General features: G+C 42.5%; 13 protein-coding genes. 10 read left to right on the forward strand and 3 right to left on the reverse strand.

From position 1 onward, the window contains the following. The 9 genes from ACFEL9_RS12915 (at position 1) to ACFEL9_RS12955 (ending at position 12,445) form a co-directional block, all read left to right on the forward strand. Complete coding sequence (locus ACFEL9_RS12915; protein ID WP_385890549.1) at positions 1 to 1,167, forward strand: Gfo/Idh/MocA family protein; 1,167 nt, start codon at positions 1 to 3, stop codon at positions 1,165 to 1,167. A gap of 12 nt (positions 1,168 to 1,179) precedes the next feature. Then, positions 1,180 to 1,596 (forward strand): DoxX family protein, encoded by a 417-nt coding sequence (locus ACFEL9_RS12920; RefSeq protein WP_385890552.1) that lies wholly within the window; start codon positions 1,180 to 1,182, stop codon positions 1,594 to 1,596. A gap of 9 nt (positions 1,597 to 1,605) precedes the next feature. Further along, positions 1,606 to 3,330: a GMC oxidoreductase gene (locus tag ACFEL9_RS12925; RefSeq protein WP_385890555.1), complete on the forward strand. Its 1,725-nt coding sequence runs from the start codon at positions 1,606 to 1,608 to the stop codon at positions 3,328 to 3,330. 18 nt (positions 3,331 to 3,348) lie between these two features. Next, positions 3,349 to 5,214 carry a family 43 glycosylhydrolase gene (locus tag ACFEL9_RS12930; RefSeq protein WP_385890557.1) on the forward strand — a complete coding sequence of 622 codons (1,866 nt, stop codon included), beginning with the start codon at positions 3,349 to 3,351 and terminating at the stop codon, positions 5,212 to 5,214. Between the two features lie 45 nt (positions 5,215 to 5,259). Then, positions 5,260 to 5,922, forward strand: a complete 663-nt coding sequence (locus ACFEL9_RS12935) for a GDSL-type esterase/lipase family protein (RefSeq protein ID WP_385890559.1) — start codon at positions 5,260 to 5,262, stop codon at positions 5,920 to 5,922. Positions 5,923 to 5,933: 11 nt separating this feature from the next. After that, a complete protein-coding gene (gene bglX, locus ACFEL9_RS12940) occupies positions 5,934 to 8,228 on the forward strand; it encodes a beta-glucosidase BglX (protein WP_385890562.1) in 2,295 nt (764 codons plus the stop codon). Between the two features lie 2 nt (positions 8,229 to 8,230). After that, positions 8,231 to 9,418: a glycoside hydrolase family 172 protein gene (locus tag ACFEL9_RS12945; protein ID WP_385890565.1), complete on the forward strand. Its 1,188-nt coding sequence runs from the start codon at positions 8,231 to 8,233 to the stop codon at positions 9,416 to 9,418. A 14-nt stretch (positions 9,419 to 9,432) separates the two neighbouring features. Then, positions 9,433 to 10,932, forward strand: a complete 1,500-nt coding sequence (locus tag ACFEL9_RS12950; protein ID WP_385890568.1) for a sulfatase family protein — start codon at positions 9,433 to 9,435, stop codon at positions 10,930 to 10,932. 67 nt (positions 10,933 to 10,999) lie between these two features. Then, on the forward strand, positions 11,000 to 12,445 hold the full coding sequence (locus ACFEL9_RS12955; protein ID WP_385890570.1) for a glycoside hydrolase family 30 protein: 1,446 nt from the start codon (positions 11,000 to 11,002) through the stop codon (positions 12,443 to 12,445). Between the two features lie 78 nt (positions 12,446 to 12,523). Here ACFEL9_RS12955 and paaE read toward each other — a convergent pair whose 3' ends face one another. Then, positions 12,524 to 13,603 (reverse strand): 1,2-phenylacetyl-CoA epoxidase subunit PaaE, encoded by a 1,080-nt coding sequence (paaE, locus tag ACFEL9_RS12960; protein ID WP_385890572.1) that lies wholly within the window; start codon positions 13,601 to 13,603, stop codon positions 12,524 to 12,526. 3 nt (positions 13,604 to 13,606) lie between these two features. Continuing rightward, entirely contained in the window at positions 13,607 to 14,200 is a 594-nt protein-coding gene (locus ACFEL9_RS12965; protein ID WP_385890575.1) for a TetR/AcrR family transcriptional regulator, read from the reverse strand. A 168-nt stretch (positions 14,201 to 14,368) separates the two neighbouring features. On the opposite strand from ACFEL9_RS12965, the gene ACFEL9_RS12970 reads away from it, so the two are divergent. Next, a complete protein-coding gene (locus ACFEL9_RS12970) occupies positions 14,369 to 15,292 on the forward strand; it encodes a PfkB family carbohydrate kinase (RefSeq protein WP_385890577.1) in 924 nt (307 codons plus the stop codon). A gap of 84 nt (positions 15,293 to 15,376) precedes the next feature. Here ACFEL9_RS12970 and ACFEL9_RS12975 read toward each other — a convergent pair whose 3' ends face one another. Then, entirely contained in the window at positions 15,377 to 17,086 is a 1,710-nt protein-coding gene (locus ACFEL9_RS12975; RefSeq protein ID WP_385890580.1) for a lamin tail domain-containing protein, read from the reverse strand. Positions 17,087 to 17,309: the final 223 nt, after the last annotated feature.

A 17,309-nucleotide genomic window follows, 5' to 3' on the forward strand; every position in this document is an offset into this window, starting at 1 on the left:
ATGAAAAATATCTCACGCCAACAGTTTCTGCAGCATACCGCCATGGCTGGCGCCGCCGTATTACTCTCGTCCCTGGAAAGCTTTGCCCTGGAAAAGCCCGAAAAGAAATTGAAAGTCGCTTTAATCGGTTGCGGAAGCGTAAGCAACCGTTATATCCCCCACCTGCAAACTTCTTCTTTGATTGAAATTGTGAGTTTGTGCGACATCAAGTATGACAGAGCCGTGGAACAAAATAAAAAGTACAATGTCAATGCGAAAACTTACCCGCATATTGATAAGATGTTGGCCGGCGTGCCATTTGATATGATGGTTACCACAACAGATATGCAGGTGCATGGTGAGCTCAACAAGAAAGCATTGATGGCAGGCAAACATGTGTGGAGTGAGAAGCCAATGGCTAATACCTATGCAGAGGGCAAAGCTTTATTGGATCTTGCAAAAAGTAAAGGGCTTCGGATCTGGGGTGCACCAGCAGTGGTGAACAGTCCCCAGTTTGCTTTTATGAGCAAATGCATACAGGAAGGAAAAATTGGAAAGCTGGCCAGTGCTCATGGACAGTATGGTCATACGGGTCCTACCTGGAGTGCTTTCTTTTATGAAAAACTGGGTGGGAGTATGCCTGATCTTGGTGTGTATAATATGGCAACATTGACCGGTTTGCTGGGCCCTGCAAAAAGTGTAATGGCCATGTTAAGCATTGTAAAACCTGAAAGAACGGTAGATGATAAAGGAACAATAAAAGTAGAGGCAGAAGACAATGCACATGTTTTGTTAGAGCATGAGAAGGGTGTTATCAGTCATGTGATGTGTGGATTCAATTTCTTTGATCCACATGGTCACGAAGCAGGAAATCAATCATTGCACTCAATCCAGATCTATGGTGATAAAGGAAACCTGCGGCTGATCGGTTATGACTGGGAAACTAATGGTGTTATACTGGACAACTCCTGGGATGAAGCACCCAAATTGATGAGTACCGATAAAGGTGGCTATATGTGGCAGGAAGGAGCAACAAAAGTGGGTGAGGCCATCGTCAATCATACCGAACCACTGATCAATGTCGAACATGCGTTGCATGTGCTGGAGATCATAGAAGCTGCCAGGAAATCATCTGCATCAGGAATGAAGATAAAGCTGAAGAGCAAGTTCAAATGGCCAATCGTTTAAACTGTTTAATCAATGAATAAATTGTTTTCACCATTTCCTTTATGGCAGGAAGCTGGTCTGGCTTTTGTGCGTATTGTCGTTGGTTTGTTCATGGTATATCATGGCTGGGAAGTATTTGATGAAGAAAAAATGAACGAGTACCTGACCTGGGATTCTTTCAAAGGTTTTTCTTCACCCGCATTCATGGTGTATATGGGAAAGATTGCAGAGTTGGTAGCCGGGATCATGCTGGCTATTGGTTTTTTGACAAGGGTAGGATCAATGTTTCTAGTCTGTACCATGTTGTATGTTTCTTTTTTTGTAGGACATGGAAAAATTTGGTACGAGGACCAGCATCCATTCTTATTTGTTTTGCTGGGAATGGTTTTCTTTTTCGCAGGAAGCGGAAAATATAGTGTTGATCATTTACTCTTCAAGCATTCAAAATAAAAAATAGAAATGCCGGATACCCCCGATGTTCATATTAACAGTAAAGGCAAAGAACAAAATACTTTTGACGCCATTGTTATTGGTAGTGGTATCAGTGGGGGCTGGGCCGCGAAGGAACTTTGTGATAAAGGATTAAAAACGCTGGTACTTGAAAGGGGAAGAAATATTGAACATATCAAAGATTATCCCACGTATGATAAACAGCGATGGGAGCTACCGCATCGCGGATGGATAACGGAAGCAATAAAAAAGGAGAATCCATTAATTACAAAAGCGGCTGGTTATGGAGAAGACACCGCACATTTCTTTGTAAAAGATAAGGATCATCCCTATGTGCAGGAAAAACCATTCGACTGGATCAGAGGTTACCAGGTCGGAGGTAAATCATTAACCTGGGGACGAAGTTGTCAACGGTGGAGTGAATGGGATTTTTCAGCGCCATTGCGCTATGGCTATGGAATAGATTGGCCTATCCGTTATAATGATATTGCGCCGTGGTATAGCCATGCTGAAAAATTTACTGGCATCTGTGGTAGCAAAGAAGGGATTGAATCTATGCCTGACGGAGAGTTTTTGCCCGCCTATGATCTCAATGCAGTAGAGCAACACATGCGTAAAACGCTTTGGGACAATTTTGGCCGTCATTATATTTCGGGCAGATGGGCGCAGCTTACAGAACCAACCGAATTACATAAGCAGCAGGGAAGAGGCCAATGCATGAACAGAAACTTATGTATGCGTGGCTGCCCTTTCGGTGGTTATTTTAGTTCCGTTACCGCAACATTGCCCTGGGCTGCTAAAACTGGCAATCTTACTGTTCGTCCACACTCAGTAGTTCATGCTATTATTTATTATGAAAAAAAGCAAAAAGCCGTTGGCGTAACGGTTATCGATGCCAATACAAAAAAAGCCACTGAGTTTTTTGCCAAAATAATTTTTGTCAACGCCTCTGCATTGAACAGCAATCTTATTTTACTTAATTCTACTTCTAATCGTTTTCCGAATGGCTTGGGTAATGACAATGGATTGCTGGGAAAATATATTTGCTTTCACAACTATCGCGGCAGTATGGGGGCCCGGTTCGATGGCTTTCTTGATTCCTATTATACACCAGGCCGGCCGGTTGAATGTGTGATCCCAAATTTTCGCAACCTCAAAAAGCAGGAAACAGATTTCACAGGTGGTTACGTCATATTTTCAGCGGCATCAAGAGAAAAAAAATTTTATGGCAACCCGGAGGGAATTGGTGCCGCATTCAAAGAGGGGCTTTGCGAACCAGGTGGATGGACGATTTATATGTATATGCAGGGTGAAACAATTCCTAAAGCAACCAATCATGTGCGATTAAGTGGTGATCAAGAAGATCAGTGGGGTATTCCGTTGCTCATTACTTCTGTTGGCTACGATGATAATGATGAAAAACTATTAAAAGATTTCATGCAGGAAGGCGTAGCCATGTTGGAAAAAGCCGGCGCAAAAGACATTAGCACCTATGATTCGAAACAAGCTCCGGGTCTTGATATTCATGAAATGGGTGGCGTGAGAATGGGTAATGATCCGGCCACTTCTTTATTAAACAAATGGAACCAGTTGCATGCCTGTCAGAATGTTTTTGTCACCGACGGAGCTTGTATGACGAGTACGGGCAATCAAAGCCCATCCATTCTGTACATGGCATTAACGGCAAGAGCCGTGGACCATGCATACAATGAGTTAAAAAAAGGGAATTTATAACTGACTCAATTTACAGGAATGATAAAACAAACAATTTTACTAGGATGTATCTTGATAAGCAGTGTTGCCATGTGGGCTCAGCAAAAAACGTATTGCAATCCCATCAATATTGATTATGGTTATACGCCTATTCCCAATTTCAGTGAATGGGGTAGACATCGGTCTACGGCAGATCCAGTTATAGTCAACTATAGAGGTGACTATTATTTATTCTCTACTAATCAATGGGGCTACTGGTGGAGTAATGATATGCTCAACTGGAAATTTATTTCAAAAAGATTTCTTCGTCCATGGAATACTGGCACTTATGATGAACTCTGTGCACCTGCAGTAGGTATAATAGGTGACACCATGCTGGTATTTGGTTCTACTTATACAAGCAAGTTTACCTTGTGGATGAGCACCAATCCCAAAGCCAATGAATGGAAACCACTGGTTGATTCCTTTGAAATAGGCGGTTGGGATCCTTCTTTTTTTACCGACGATGACGGAAGGCTTTATATGTATAATGGAAGTAGTAATAAATATCCCATGTATGGTATTGAATTGAACCGGAAAACTTTTGAACCCATCGGTACCCGAAAAGAAATGTACCTGCTCGAGCATTGGCGATATGGCTGGCAACGTTTCGGCGAATACATGGACAATACTTTTCTCGATCCGTTTATCGAAGGATCGCATATGACAAAATATAAGGACAAGTATTATTTGCAATATGGTGCACCCGGTACGGAGTTTAGCGGTTATGCAGACGGCCTGTTGGTAGGCACAGCTCCTCTGGGCCCGTTTACTCCGATGTCCGATCCTTTGAGTTTCAAGTTAGGTGGTTTTGCAAGGGGCGCCGGTCATGGCGCTACGTTCCAGGATAATTATAGTAACTATTGGCATGTAAGCACCATGGTACTGTCTGTAAAAAATAATTTCGAAAGGCGATTAGGGATTTGGCCCGCGGGTTTTGATAAGGATGGCATGATGTGGTGCAACACAGCGTTTGGCGACTATCCTCATTACCTCCCGGCCCCCTCTAACTCCCCCCAAGGGGGAGAATCCAAAGCACAGCCCTCGCTTATTGAAAATACTTCCAATAATTCAGGTTCTGCGAAAAGCGGGGTTGGTGTGATGGTGGCCTCCCCTATGGGGGGAGGTCGGGAGGGGGCCGCGTCTTTCACCGGCTGGATGCTCCTCAATTACAAAAAACCAGTAACGGTCTCATCAACATTAGGAAGCTATTACGCCAACAATGCGGTGGACGAAAATATCAAAACCTATTGGAGTTCTGCTTCTGCCAATAAAGGTGAATGGATACAATCCGATCTCGGAAATGTTTCCACCGTGAATGCGGTACAAATCAACTATGCAGACCAGGAGGTCGATAATAGTTTTTTAGGCAAACAGCTTGGTACATTTCACCAGTATAAACTGTCTTATTCCATTGACGGGAAAAAATGGAACATACTGGCTGATAAAAGCAATAACAAAACAGATGTGCCGCATGACTATATCGAATTGACAAAACCTGTGCAGGCAAGATTTATCCGGCTGGAAAATATACAAATGCCGACCGGCAAATTCGCTATTAGCGGCTTGCGGGTATTTGGGAATGGCAATGGAGCCAAACCGCAGATGGTAAAACAGTTTATTGTCTTAAGAACAGAGAAAGATAAGCGTAGTGCATATATTAAATGGAGTCCTGTCGACAATGCATTTGCCTACAATATCTATTATGGTACTGCGCCGGATAAATTGTATAACTGTGTGATGGTGCATGATTTTAATGAATATTGGTTTAAAGCCATGGATAAAGAAAAGCCGTATTATTTTTCGATTGAAGCGATCAATGAGAGTGGAGTTTCCGGGAGAACAAAGGTCATTGAGGTCAAATAGGTAATAAGCGCCGATAAGTCATAAAACTAAGTAATAAAACGTCAAATGCGAAAGATAAAAACAGTATTGATTTTTCTTTTATTGACGGGTGTGTTGTATGCACAACAACCCCCTTTTTACGATGAAGTGCAGCAAATTAAAAAGAAGGATAGTCTCCGACATCCTAAAGAGGTAAAATCAATTTTTTTCATTGGCAGTTCTTCCTTTACACTTTGGAATGATGTTCAGGATTATTTTCCTAATCATCGCATAACCAATTATGCTTTTGGGGGGGCAACCCTATTAGATCTTATTCGTTATATGGATGATATTATTCCGCAATATCACACTAAACAAATTGTAATCTATTGTGGTGAAAACGATCTGGCTTCATCAGATACTATTTCTTCCAAAATTGTTTTGCAACGATTCATATCCTTGTTCACTAAAATCAGGAAGAAATTTCCTTATGTGCCGGTTGTATATGTTTCCATGAAGCCGAGTCCAAGCCGGGAATTATTGCTTCCTAAAATGATCAAGGGCAACGCATTGATTAAAAAATATCTCGCTACTAAAAAGAGGACGGCTTATGTCGATGTGTACAAGGAAATGATTGATGATGAAGGCAAACCAAGATCCGAGCTTTTCCTGGATGATAACCTGCATATGAACAAAACCGGGTATGCTATCTGGCAAAAATTGATTGAACCCCATTTACTGAAAGAATAAAATAATAAAACATGAAACTGCTTCAAAAGCTGTCTTTAGGTTTATTAATCGTTGTATCGCTGAATGTCGCTGCGCAAACTTCACCCGATGCGAAGATGAAAACTTTTGTTGATGCATTGATGAAGAAAATGACCCTGGAAGAAAAAATAGGGCAATTGAATCTGCCGGGCGCCGGTGACATTGTAACGGGCGGACAGGCCGGGGAGGATAATTCCTCTTTAGCACAAAAAATAAAAGCGGGGAAGGTGGGAGGATTGTTCAATATCAAAGGAGTTGAAAAAATAAAATATGTTCAGCAGTTAGCAATGGAGCAAAGCCGGTTGAAAATTCCGATGATCTTCGGCATGGATGTGATACATGGTTACGAAACAGTGTTTCCCATACCGTTAGGTTTATCCTGCACATGGGATATGAAAGCCATTGAACGCAGTGCACAAATTGCAGCGCAGGAAGCAAGCGCCGATGGTATCAACTGGACTTTTTCTCCGATGGTAGATATTTCCCGTGATCCGCGGTGGGGCCGCATTTCTGAAGGCAGTGGTGAAGATGCTTATCTCGGTTCGCAAATAGCAAGGGCAATGGTAATAGGTTACCAGGGAACTGATCTTTCAAAAAATAATACCATCATGGCTTGTGTAAAACACTATGCATTATATGGTGCTGCTGAAGCTGGTCGTGATTATAATACTACGGATATGAGCCGCCAACGGATGTTCAATGAGTACTTCCCTCCGTATAAAGCGGCAGTAGATGCCGGAGTAGGATCTGTGATGGCATCGTTTAACGAAATAGATGGTGTACCGGCAACCGGGAATAAATGGTTGCTGACAGATGTGCTTCGCAGGCAATGGGGATTCAAAGGTTTTGTAGTTACAGACTATACTGGCATTAATGAAATGGTTGACCATGGTATCGGCGATCTGCAAACCGTTTCCGCAAGAGCATTGATGGCGGGTATCGATATGGACATGGTGGGAGAAGGCATTTTAACCACCACGCAAAAATCATTGAAAGAAGGTAAGGTCACGATGGCGCAGATCGATGCTGCATGCCGGAGAATTTTGGAAGCAAAATATAAACTCGGATTGTTTGATGATCCTTTTCGTTATTGTGATGAGAACCGTGCAAAGAGAGAAATTTTCACGGATGCACACCGTAAGGGAGCAAGAGCGATAGCAGCGGAAAGTTTTGTATTATTAAAGAACCAGGGCAATATCCTGCCATTGAAGAAAAGCGGTACCATCGCATTGATAGGCCCGCTGGCCGATGCAACAGAAAATATGACGGGAACATGGAGTGTAGCTGCTAACTTTTCAAAATCCATTTCTGTGATCAGGGGGTTGACGGAAGTAGCCGGCAGCAATGCGAAGATCTTATATGCCAAAGGGTCTAACCTGGATGAAGATAGTTTGATAGAAGAAAGAGGAACCATGTTTGGCAAATCACTAAAAAGAGATCGTCGCCCGGCCAGTGAAATATTACAGGAAGCAATTGAGATAGCCAATCAATCCGATGTGATTGTTGCGGCATTGGGTGAAGCGGCGGAAATGAGTGGTGAGGCCAGCAGCCGTACTAATATTGAAATACCGGGTACTCAAAAAGAATTATTGAAGGCTTTATTGAAAACAGGTAAACCTGTTGTGCTTGTGTTATTCACCGGTCGTCCGCTGGCACTGAAATGGGAGCAGGAAAATGTTCCCGCTATTCTCAATGTTTGGTTCGGCGGCTCTGAAGCTGGCTATGCCATTGCCGATGTTTTGTTTGGCGATGTAAACCCATCCGGGAAACTGAGTACTACCTTTCCACAGAACGTAGGCCAGGTTCCTATTTTTTATAACCATAAGAATACCGGCCGTCCACTCCCTGAAGGAAAATGGTTCCAGAAATTCCGTTCCAACTATTTAGATGTTTCCAATGATCCGCTTTATCCCTTTGGATATGGATTGAGCTATACCGACTTTTCTTACAGCGATATAAAACTGAGCAGTGCATCACTGAGTGCGGGGAAAAAGATCACCGCCTCCGTTACTATTACTAATACCGGGAATAAAGATGGTAAGGAAGTAGTGCAGTTGTACATACGGGATTTGGTGGGCAGCAGTACAAGGCCGGTAAAAGAATTAAAAGGGTTCCAGAAAATTGCGTTGAAGGCGGGTGAAGCCAAAGCGGTTTCATTTGACATTTCGGTTGACGATCTTAAGTTTTATAACTATGAACTGAAATATGTGGCAGAGCCCGGGGATTTTAAAGTTTTTATTGGTGGGAATAGTCGTGATGTAAAAGATGCCGATTTTAAATTACTCTGATCATGATAAAAACAATCTTGCTTTCTTTTAGCGTCTGTTTAGTATTGTTTTCATCCGCGCAGCAATTATATGAAATGCCAAATGCTGCAGAAAGCCGCCTAAGTAGTTTTGAAAACCCGAATGGTATAAAAGGTCAGGGAGGCAAAACGAATAAAATGGCGAAGGGCAACGCCTTTGAATTTATAAAGCCGGGAGAAACAAAAACTTTGCTGGATATAAAAGGACAAGGCTCAATTCAGCGGATATGGCTGACGATCGATCAAACGCCGGTGAAATTGCGAAGCCTTCGCTTGCAATTTTTCTGGGATGGGCAAAGCAAGCCTGCTGTAGATGTTCCCATGGGTGATTTTTTTGGTTATAATCTTGGGAAAAAAGTTGCTTTTCAGTCGGCTTTTTTTTCAAGTGGTGAAGGGCGTTCTTTCAACTGTTATATCCCGATGCCATTTAAAAAAGCTGCAAGGATATTGCTGATCAATGAAGGAAAGGAACCGGCGAAACTATTTTATGATGTCGACTTTGTCTTCCAAAAAATGGAACCCCACGCATTATATTTTCATGCTTATTGGAACAGGCAAATGACAGCCGGGTTGGGCGAAGATTTTGTAGTGTTGCCAAAAGTATCCGGTAAGGGCAGGTTTTTAGGAATGACGGTGGGGGTTAACACAGATTCCGCCTACAGTAAAAGCTGGTGGGGCGAAGGTGAAGTAAAAATGTACCTGGATGGAGATGATCAATATCCAACAATCATTGGAACCGGCACCGAAGATTATATCGGGAGTGCCTGGGGGCTTGGGGAATTTATCAATCAATACCAGGGATGTACCGTAGCCAATGACTCATTGGGTCAATACAATTTTTATCGCTGGCATATTCCTGATGCAATTTTTTTCAACAAAGAAATAAAAGTAACACTGCAACAAATCGGCGGTTGGGGCAAAGAAGAAGTGAAGCAGCTTACTAAAAAGGGTGTGAATCTAAAACCCGTTACCGTGGATGGACCTGCTGGTTTTGTTCGTTTGTTGGACCTGCCGGATACCCTTTCTATCATGGATGAAAAATTTCCCGAAGGCTGGGTGAATTTTTACAGGGTAGATGATTATTCATCGGTAAGTTATTTTTATTTGGATAAACCTTCGTCTTCATTGCCTTCGTTGGCGCCTGTAATGGAAAGAATCAAAAATGTCAAATAGTTCGTTTGGTTTTTATGATGAAATATATCTTTTTTATCGATATAATGTTGGCAAGCCTTGTAGCTATCAGTCAACCAGGCAGGGAAAAACCCATGAACATCATCTTCATCCTCGCTGATGATCACCGGTATGATGCTATGGGATTTATGAATAAAATAAAGGGATTAGAAACTCCGGGCATGGATCGCATGGCCAAAGAAGGCGCACATATAAAAAATGCCTTCGTGTCAACGGCGCTGTGTTCACCAAGCCGTGCGTCTATATTAACGGGTCAGTACGCACATACGCATACCGTAGTAGATAATGAAGCAGCATTGCCCGGCAACCTTGTATTTTTTCCATCCTATATGCAGAAGAAGGGCTATCAAACCGCTTTCATGGGTAAATGGCATATGGGCAATACGGATGATCAGCCGCAACCCGGATTTGATTACTGGCTTAGTTTCCAGGGACAGGGTGTTTATAATAATCCAACATTCAATATCAATGGTAAAAGAATAAAACAACCGGAAGGTAGTTATGTCACGGACCTTCTCACTGATTATGCTATTCAATGGATGGATGGACGCAATAAGAACAAACCGTTCTTTCTTTACTTGTCGCACAAGGGTGTTCACGCAGAATTTTACCCCGCCAAAAGACACGAAAATAAATATGCTAATATACCGGTGGTTTGTCCGCCGTCTATGTATTTAACAGCAACCGACAGTAGTAAAACATATGGCGTTGTAACAACACCCCAAACAAAAGTTAATTATCGTGATATCCCGAAATGGGTACGCAATCAACGCTATAGTTGGCACGGGGTAGATTACATGTATCATGGCTTTATACAGTTTGATAATTTTTACCGCCGGTATCTTGAAACCTTGCAAGCCGTAGATGAAAGTGTTCAAAAGGTTCTCGAATGGGTCAGTTCACAGGGACTGCAAAACAATACGATGGTTGTTTATATGGGCGACAATGGATTTTCATTTGGTGAGCATGGATTGATCGACAAGCGGCATGCTTATGAAGAATCTATGCGGGTGCCGTTGTTGGTGTGGGCGCCGGGCATGGTGAAACCCAATTCAGTGGTGGAGCAGATCATCATGAATGTAGATTTAGCGCCGACCTTTTTAGAATTGGCAGGTATTAACAAGCCTGGTCAAATGCAGGGTTTTTCTTTTACTGATATACTGAAAGGAAAAAATAGCCCGTGGTCAAGAGATAAAGTATTTTATGAATATTACTGGGAAGCGGCTTTCCCGCAAACGCCAACCATGTTTGCAATTCGCACTGATCGTTACAAGTATATTTATTACAACGGCGTTTGGGATATTAATGAACTCTACGACCTGCAAGCTGATCCCTATGAAATGAACAACCTCATACGTGATAGCAGCTATCAAAAGACCGGAATGGCCCTGCGAACTGAGCTCTTCAACTGGTTGCAGCAAACTGGCGGATTGCAAATTCCTTTAAAAAAAGCTACCGGGACGAGGTTCGATAATTTATATAAGACTACCTATTAATACCGATATAAAAGAACAACTTGATTTTCTTAACACAACTTTTCTGATGCTCCAAAAATTCGTTTCTATGCAACTACGATTATTTGTAATTACTCTCATAGGTTTGATTAGTATATATGGAGGCTGTTCAAAAGATAAGGATAGCACTGGCAGAACAACGCCAACTCCACTCCCAGCTAAGAACGAAGTAGATTTTTGGCTGACAAAAGGTGATCAAAGCATCCTCTTGCAAAAGCAGGCCGGTGTTTTAGCTTTTAATACGATAACTAATTCAAACCCTGAAATAACAGTTGATACCACTCAGCGATACCAATCCGTGGATGGATTCGGCTATACGTTGACCAGCGGGAGTGCGACGCTAATTAATAATCTCCCCGTAAATTCCAAAGCCAGTTTATTACAGGAGCTTTTCGGAAAAGATGCGAATTCTATTAGTATCAGCTACCTGCGAGTAAGTATCGGTGCTTCTGACCTGAGTGCATCGGTTTATACTTATGATGATATGCCTACGGGGCAAACAGACACTGGCTTAACCAACTTTAGCCTCGACCCGGATCGTGCAGGAGGCACAGGACTTATTCCATTGCTGAAAGAAATACTGGCTATCAATCCGAACATAAAAATTTTAGGAAGTCCGTGGACACCACCGGTATGGATGAAAGACAATGGGAACTCGATAGGGGGAAGTTTAAAAACAGAATATTATGATGTATATGCCCAATACTTTGTGAAGTACATACAACAAATGAAAGCAGAAGGAATCACTATTGATGCCATCACGCCACAAAATGAGCCGCTGCATCCGGGCAATAATCCGAGTTTATTAATGACTGCCGAACAGCAAAGAGATTTTATAAAAAACAGTTTGGGACCGGCTTTTCAGGCGGCCAATATTTCCACAAAGATTATTGTATATGATCACAATTGCGATAAACCGGAATACCCGTTAACGATATTAAATGATCCGGCAGCCAAGGCTTTTGTAGATGGCTCGGCCTTTCATTTGTATGCAGGCGATATCAGCGCTTTGTCTACGGTTCGAAATGCCCACCAGGATAAGAATGTTTATTTCACAGAACAATGGACGTCGTCGACCGGCGGATTTGAAGGCGATTTAAAATGGCATGTGAAAAATGTGATCATAGGGTCGATGCGAAACTGGAGCCGGGTTGCTCTCGAGTGGAATTTGGCGAACGACCCCAACTTTGGCCCGCACACCCCCGGTGGTTGCACGCAATGCAAAGGTGCTTTGACAATCAGTAGTTCTGTTTCAAGAAATGTATCTTATTATATTATTGCACATGCTTCCAAATTTGTGCCCGCCGGATCTGTAAGAGTAGCGAGCAACAATTATGGAAGTCTTTACAGCGCAGCCTTCGAAACACCTGGGAAGAGAAAGGTTTTGATCGTATTAAATGATGGAAGCGCAGCAGCACCTTTCAACATCAAATTCAAAGGCAAGTGGACATCACCGGTGTTACCGGCAAATAGTGTGGCCACTTTTATCTGGTGATCAGGCACAATATTCATTTAGTGGCAACGAAAATGCCTGCGTGATGAGGCAGGCATTCTTCATTTGCTTGTTGTTTGATCATCTTTCATCAAAATCAACCACCACCCTGTCTGTTTTTGGATGCGACTGGCAAGTTAGAATATAGCCTTGCTCAATCTCTTCATCTTCCAGTCCCCAATGCACTTCCATCTCCACCTGGCCTTCTATCAATTTGGCTTTGCAGGTGCAGCAAACGCCGCCTTTGCAGGCAAAAGGAAGATCAACCCCTTCTTTTAAGGCTGCATCCAGGATGGCTTCGTCACTAAAGCCCAAATCAAAGTCAAATGTTCTGCCATCAAGCTTAACGGTTATTTTGCTCTTTGGTGACTCAGCAGGGAGTTCCCTTTTTTCACCTTTCACTTCTGACTTCTTCGCTCCGGGTGTCGTAAACAATTCAAAATGGATATTCTTTTTATCCAGTCCTTTTTGTTCCAAAAACTCTTTGGCAGCAAAGATCATTTCTTCGGGGCCGCAGAGAAATGCTTCATCCATGCGGGAGTAATCAACTAGTTTTCCAAGCTCCACCAGTTTATCTATATTGATGCGGCCATAATGGAGAGGAATATCTGTCCTTTCACGGCTCAGGATATTAATGAAATTGAAGCGCTGCAGGTATTTATTTTTTAAACTTTCCAGCTCTTCAAAAAAAATAATAGATGACCTGTTTCGGTTGCCGTATACCAGTGTAAAATGGCTGTACGGTTCTGCAGCCAATGTTGTTTTAATTAATGAAAGAACAGGAGTGATGCCGCTCCCGGCAGCAATAGCGAGATAATTTTTTTTATGGAGCGGGTCAAGCTCGGTATAAAATTTTCCAACAGGCTCCATTACTTCCAGCAGATCACCGGCTTTCAATTGGTCATTGGCAAAAGTGGAGAACTGGCCACCGGCCACCTTTTTGATGGCTACTCTTAGTTCATTATCAAAAGGACTGCTGCAGATAGAGTAAGTTCGCCTTACTTCTTCATTGCCACCGCCTATTCTCATGGTCAGGCTTTGTCCTTGCTTAAAGCGAAAATTTTCTTTTAGCCGTTCAGGAATATCAAACACCACTGACACGCATTCGGGAGTTTCTTTCCTGATTTCTTTTATATGGAGAGAGTGAAAATGAATGGACATCAATCAACCTTGTTTACGCAAGCCATCGATCATGATCATGACCATATTGTCTTCCAGCTCTGATGCGCTGATCTTCGCCTTGGACCGGTGCCATGATTCGATACCGCTGACGGCGTGCAGCATGATCAACACAGCAGTAGGGGCATCAATTTTACGGATTTCATTTTTTTGTATACCCTCTTCAATGATGGCAGCAAATCTTTTCCGGTAGGTGCTACGCTGGTTTTGAAAGTTGGAGAGGTATGGTTCTTCCAGGTGCTTCCATTCCCGGTCACTTACATACACTTCTTCATATCGCTCCACCATTTGCTGAATATGAAACCGTAAAAGCGTTTCGATTTTTGAAATCGAATTTTGCTGGCTGGCTTCAATCAATGCCATATTGGTGTTAAACCGGTTTGCTACATCGAAACAGAGGGCTTCCAATATTTCGTTTTTTGAGCGGATGTGATTATACAAGCTGGCAGCTTCAATACCAACTGTTTCGGCAAGGTCACGCATTGATGTGGCAGCAAATCCTTTTTGGCGAAACATGGCAGCCGCTTTTTCCAGAATCAGTTCTTTTTTGGACGCTTTACGTCGCTGTGCTTTGGCCATACCCAAAGATAAGTAGTTGATGGTAATTGAAACTCAATAAAAGTGACAGGAATAAAGCTTTTACATCAATCTTAGTTCGGCATAATTGAGGGTTCACAACGCTCTTTGCCGTATTTGCTGTAATATTGCCCGCTGAAATTTTTACTCATTTTTAATAAAATCAATCTCATGTCCCTGATCGCCGTAGGTACCATGGCCTTTGACGCAATAGAAACTCCTTTTGGTAAAACTGATAAAATTGTGGGTGGATCAGCCACCTATGTTGCTTATGCGGCAACCAATTTTGTAAAACCCGTCCAGCAGGTTTCGATCGTTGGGTTCGATTTTCCGAAAGAGGAGTTGGAAGAACTGAAAAGTCGCGGTGTTCAATTGGAAGGCGTGGAGATGGTGCCGGACAAAAAATCGTTTTTCTGGAGTGGCCGCTATCATGAGGATATGAACAGCCGGGATACACTCATTACGGACCTCAATGTGTTGGCCGATTTTAACCCTGTTATCCCGGACTCATACCAGGGCGCTGAATTCCTGATGCTCGGAAACCTGGCGCCTGCGACCCAGCTGAATGTAATCAAACAATTGAAGCAGCGACCGAAGCTGATCGTGATGGACACCATGAACTTTTGGATGGAGTCAGCGATGCCGGATTTGGAAGAGGTGTTGAAACATGTGGACCTGCTGATGGTGAATGATGCCGAAGCCCGCCAGTTAACCGGCCAGTTTTCATTGGTAAAAGCCGCCAAGACCATTTTGACCATGGGTCCAAAATACCTGATCATTAAAAAAGGAGAACACGGAGCCTTACTTTTTCATGGCGACAATGTCTTCTTTGCCCCTGCCTTACCGCTGGAAGATGTATTTGACCCAACAGGAGCCGGTGATACTTTTGCGGGTGGTTTTATTGGTCATTTGGCAAAATCGGGTGATATTTCTTTTGAAAATATGAAAAGAGGAATTATCGTGGGCTCAGCGATGGCAAGTTTTTGTGTCGAGAAATTTGGCCCTACAAGATTGAAGGAGATCACCAGGGAAGATATTGAAAGAAGGATACAGCAGTTTAAGGAGCTGGTGAATTTTGAAATTGAGCTTGTCTGAACTGTGATTAATGGGATTTAGCTGATTTTTGTGATGATGCAACATTGTCAACGGTGATAATGTTGCATTAGATAGATAAATGAATCAATTAAATTTTCTTGCGAGTACAATCGTATTCTTAAATCTCTCTTTCTTTCCCTGCAGGTTGAATATTTCAGTAAATAAAATATAAGTACCGACCGGAAGCTTTAAGCCCTTATCATTCAGTCCATCCCAGTTCCAGTATCCTGTTATCGCCATCGTTCCGTTGCGAACAAGATTTCTTACTGGTCGCCCGGCTGCATCAAAAATAGTGATATTGGCAACATAGCCAGGCTCACTGATTTTATACTGAATGGTAGCGATATCATCAAACCCATCATTATCCGGTGAAAAAACCTTGGGTGTCACCTGGATGGCGGCTGAAATAGCCTGCTGGTTTTTGAATTGAGAATTTTTATAACCCGGTGTTCCAAAACCAGCGGTGGAAGCAGCCGAATGCCAATTGTCTGCGTATTGAGATGCACCATCCGCATCTACTCTTTCCAAAGAAATACCTTCTGCGTTATCGATTAATTTAAAGTGCCAATCGTCCGAATAGTTAACCTCATCAATTACATCTCCTTGTTGATTTAATACAAGAGTAAAACCTTCATCATCCGGAAAAGAGGGTAGAGACGAAGCGGTAAGAACTGCACCTGGATTTTGAACAAGATAGTTGAGTGCCAGGTTATCCGCATCCTCCGTGATTACAAGATAATCGGCAGGAAAAATATAAAAAGGACTGCTGCTTAATTGGGTTATGGAATTGATACCTCCACTGCTATTTCGGTTGGCGACATATAACTTAGCTACATCTACAATTTTGTTACTCCTGTTATAAAGTTCAACATAGTCATATCCATTGGGGCGGGGATTAAACAAAATCTCATTCACGATAATATCCCCGGCAGTAGCGTCGGCAGGCAAGCCAAACTTCGCGGTGTTTTTTGCACTTATTACATTTCCTTTACAATCGGTGATGTTATTGACGGTGACGACATAAACTTTATCTTGTTCAATGGGAATGTTTGTTTTTAAAGCTATCTGGTAAAATGATGGTGATAAAACTTCTGCGCTGCTTAGAGTGAGACCTCCGTCTATCCCATAATTGGCCAGCGAAATGCCGCTCAAACTATCGATGGGTTCATTAAATGAAAGAATGATTGTTGAGTGATCTTTTACAAATGCATTTACTAACTCTGGCGACTGCTGGTCATTATTTACCGCATCAACTGAATTGATCGTTCCAGGAGTTCCACCTTGCGTATTGATACTTGCCTTCCAGTTAGAAATGCCCGAACAGGGATTATGCGGATCAATCATTTCGAGTGTCCAGCCACCTTGTTTTTTTAATTCGTTTTGATACCAGCCGGCATTATAACTTACGGAATGAATGATTTTATCGTCGGGAGATTTAAGCACTATTTCTTCACCGTCATTGTCCAATGAGGGAAAACTGGTAACTGAAATTGTGTTTCCAAAAGTTGACATAGCAGTAACAGCACTGCCTGTGCAAATGATCACGTGACTGTCCGGCTGCAATAAGAAGCTGGGCATGGGTCCGCTTTGGCCGTTGCCATCTCCTATACGCCAGCCCTGTAGGTTAACGGGCGCAGCAGTTATGTTCTTCAACTCGATCCATTCATTGCCAGGTAAGCCAACCTGGGGAGAAGGATCAACCATTATTTCAGCTATTATAACGTCATAGCGATTTTGAGCAGATACAACAGTTGTAAGTAAAAGAAACAAACAAAGCAGCAGTAATGGTTTCATGAACCCTAATTTAACCAATCCTTTTTTAGAAAAATAGCCGGCAAGAATTTGGACTTAATGAGTCAGCAACCTATTTTTGCGCAGCATGAAAATGATGAAGCATACAAAGCGCATAAAGAAACATTCCTGATGGAAGGTTTGCGGCGTTATGTATGTAACCATATAAAAGTTTAGCAGGCCTTCCGGATGGAAGGCCTGCTTTTTTTTATGGCATGTAAAATCG

The organism is Terrimonas alba, assembly GCF_042434975.1.
Lineage (GTDB): Bacteria > Bacteroidota > Bacteroidia > Chitinophagales > Chitinophagaceae > Terrimonas_B > Terrimonas_B alba.